Annotated in this window: 4 protein-coding genes; 1 reads left to right on the top strand and 3 read right to left on the bottom strand. The window is 28.3% G+C overall.

Annotated features, from left to right (window positions below; all coding sequences use genetic code 11):
• Positions 1–20 precede the first annotated feature (20 nt).
• A complete protein-coding gene (locus tag AC30RD_RS08005; protein ID WP_489493945.1) occupies positions 21–1118 on the bottom strand; it encodes a S1C family serine protease in 1098 nt (365 codons plus the stop codon).
• 144 nt (positions 1119–1262) lie between these two features.
• Between AC30RD_RS08005 and AC30RD_RS08010 the strand changes: the two genes are divergently transcribed.
• Complete coding sequence (locus AC30RD_RS08010) at positions 1263–1421, top strand: hypothetical protein (RefSeq protein WP_489493947.1); 159 nt, start codon at positions 1263–1265, stop codon at positions 1419–1421.
• A gap of 26 nt (positions 1422–1447) precedes the next feature.
• Here the strand turns inward: AC30RD_RS08010 and AC30RD_RS08015 are convergent, their stop codons facing one another.
• Positions 1448–1801 carry a hypothetical protein gene (locus tag AC30RD_RS08015; RefSeq protein WP_489493949.1) on the bottom strand — a complete coding sequence of 118 codons (354 nt, stop codon included), beginning with the start codon at positions 1799–1801 and terminating at the stop codon, positions 1448–1450.
• Between the two features lie 2 nt (positions 1802–1803).
• On the bottom strand, positions 1804–2754 hold the full coding sequence (locus tag AC30RD_RS08020; RefSeq protein WP_489493950.1) for an MBL fold metallo-hydrolase: 951 nt from the start codon (positions 2752–2754) through the stop codon (positions 1804–1806).
• Between the last annotated feature and the right edge of the window lie 58 nt (positions 2755–2812).

The raw sequence follows: 2812 nt of genomic DNA on the forward strand, positions 1-2812 counted from the left end.
AAAATATAATTGATATTTTATTACATTAATATTAATTTTATTTTAATTTTCTTTCCTTTTCTTAAAATTTCCAAATCTACTTCCTCTCCTATAGATTTTTCATCTAAAACATCTTCTAAATCTTTTATTGAAGATACTTTTTTATTATCTATTTTTAATATTATATCTCCAAAGATTATAGAGCCGTCAGGATAGATTTTTGCCGGTATAAGACCGGCTTTTTCTGCGCTACTTCCCGGCTCAACCTTTAAAATAGCAACTCCTTCTATCCCAAATCGTTTCTTTAATAAAAGATTCATCCTATCATCACTCTCTATACCTAATGAGGGTTTAATATATTTTCCAAAAGCTATAAGCTGAGAGACTACCTTATTTACCAAATCTATGGGTATCGCAAAACCTATACCTGCATTTGCCCCACTGGGACTAAAAATCGCCGTATTTACTCCTATAACTCTACCGGCACTATCTAACAAGGGGCCACCGGAATTTCCGGGATTTATCGCGGCATCCGTTTGAATAACATGTTTTATTTTAACTCCGTTATCCTCTTGAATAACCCTATCTAACGCTGAAATTATCCCTGTAGTCATAGTCCAATCAAGACCGAAGGGATTGCCTATGGCATAAACTATCTGCCCAACCTTTAACTCTTTTGAACTACCAATTATTACTGGTTTCATAACTCCCAGAACCGGATCTATTTTTAAAACGGCGATATCATGACTTGGGTCAGCTCCTACTAAAACAGCATCATAATCTTGTCCATTACTTAGTCTTACTCTTGCTTCACTTGCCCCTTCTATGACATGAAAATTTGTAACTATGTGCCCAAATTTGTCCCAGACAAATCCACTTCCAGTTCCTTTTGGAATATCAAAAACACTCAAACTCCAATAATCTACAACCCTTTGCAGCGTTGAGATATAAACTACGCTATCTTTAGAATTTTCAAATATTTTTATATTGGTTTTCTCAATTTTACTCAATTCTCCTCTTGGAGTTATCGGTTTTGGCTGAGCGCTTAAAATAACTTCGACAATCGGCAATATTTTCCATAAAATAATTAATATCATTATAGAAAACGTATAAACAAAAACCCTTTTATAAAAACTCATTATACACCTTTATCTATTTTTTAAAATTTTACTAAAAAACTCTTATATTTAGACAAATTACCACTTTATTTTTAATTAGGAGTAATTAAGTCCTATTTAAGTAATTATGAGTATAATTCTCATATTCAATTAAAGGAGGGGTTTATGAAAAAGTTTATTTTAAGTATGGCGGTATTAGCCGGAGTTAGTTTTGCAGGTGAATATCTCAATCCATACTGGTTTCAAGATGGAGAAAAAGAGATGATTAAAAAAGAGTATATAGACTCAAAATCTTATCAAACATCTAACGATATAAACAGATAAAACCGCAGCTTTGCGGTTTTTGCAAACTATTTTATCTTTTTTAACTCTTTTATTTTATAAATTTTATTCTCTTTATATATTTTAAATACTCTTTCTTCAGACAAAATAAAATATTCTTCATCATCTTTATAAATAGAATCAATTTTTATATCTTTTAATAAATTTTCATACTTTTTCTCAAAAAAGATTCCAATATCTTCAAATTTTTTTATATTTTTATTTTCATCTATTTTTTCATCATCCAATATTATATATGTTTTTTTCTTTCCGTTTTCATAAATCTCTTCGGATTTCAATCTATTTTGTAAAATAAGCTTTATTACCTGCGCTCTGCTTAATTTATGCTCTTTTGCGTATTTTCCTAAAGATATTTTTCTCATTTTTACTCCATTAAAAAAATCTCACCCGGTTTTAGTATCTTGATATTTTTATCGTTATGTTTTTTTATCATTTCCAAAGGCTCATCTAAAGGCTCATCAGACAATTTAAAAGTGCCATAATGCATAGGAATCATAAATTTCGCATTCAAATCTTTATAAGCGGCTACTCCTTCATTGGGATCCAAATGGCTAGGCTTCATGATAAATTGAGGTTTATATGCTCCGATAGGCAAAATGGCAAAATCTATCTTATAATTTAAACCTATATCATAAAAATGGCGATCATATCCGCTATCTCCGGCAAAATAGATAGAGTGTTTACTATTTTTTATTAAAAAGCTTCCCCATAAACTTCTGTTTTTATCAAACAACCCTCTTCTACTCCAATGTTTTGATGGAAGAAAATCTATTTTTAATTTTTGAAAATCTACAGACTCAAACCATAAAAGATCAACAATTTTAGCCTTTTTTGGCAAAATATTTAAAAATTTCGGAAATATGAATAAAGGGTTAAATTTTTCATATATTTCATTTAAAGTTTTTATATCAGCATGATCATAATGAGAATGAGACACCAATACCAAATCTATTTTTTCAAAATCATCTATTTTGTATGGAGTCTTTATATATCTTTTATATCCCACTATATCGTAAAAAACCGGATCTATTAAAATATTAAATTCCGATATTTTAATAAAAAAAGAGGCGTGCGTTAGCCAGACTATTTTATCTTTTTTGTTATTTAAACTCTTAATATCATACTTTAGCGATAACGGGGATATCTCTTTTTTAAATGAAATCTCTTTAATTTTTGAAAGTTTCCATTTTAAAATATTAAAAATAGTTAAATGTTTAGAGCTATCAAAATTTGAATAAAATCTTCCCTTTTTATATTTTAAAATATAATATTTTTTATTTAAAAAATGTAGCTTTTTTATATTATACAGATACATTTTTACAATATTTTATATAAATATAAGGAAAAATCTTCAATCTTTTTTCTTCCAAGTC

The sequence above is a fragment of the Nitrosophilus sp. genome, from assembly GCF_982775275.1.

Bases quoted from the DNA above. Each gene is read 5' to 3' on its own strand.
- AC30RD_RS08005 (WP_489493945.1), bottom strand. From the start codon at position 1,118: ATGAGTTTTTATAAAAGGGTTTTTGTTTATACGTTTTCTATAATGATA.
- AC30RD_RS08015 (WP_489493949.1), bottom strand. From the start codon at position 1,801: ATGAGAAAAATATCTTTAGGAAAATACGCAAAAGAGCATAAATTAAGC.
- AC30RD_RS08020 (WP_489493950.1), bottom strand. From the start codon at position 2,754: ATGTATCTGTATAATATAAAAAAGCTACATTTTTTAAATAAAAAATAT.
- AC30RD_RS08010 (WP_489493947.1), top strand. From the start codon at position 1,263: ATGAAAAAGTTTATTTTAAGTATGGCGGTATTAGCCGGAGTTAGTTTT.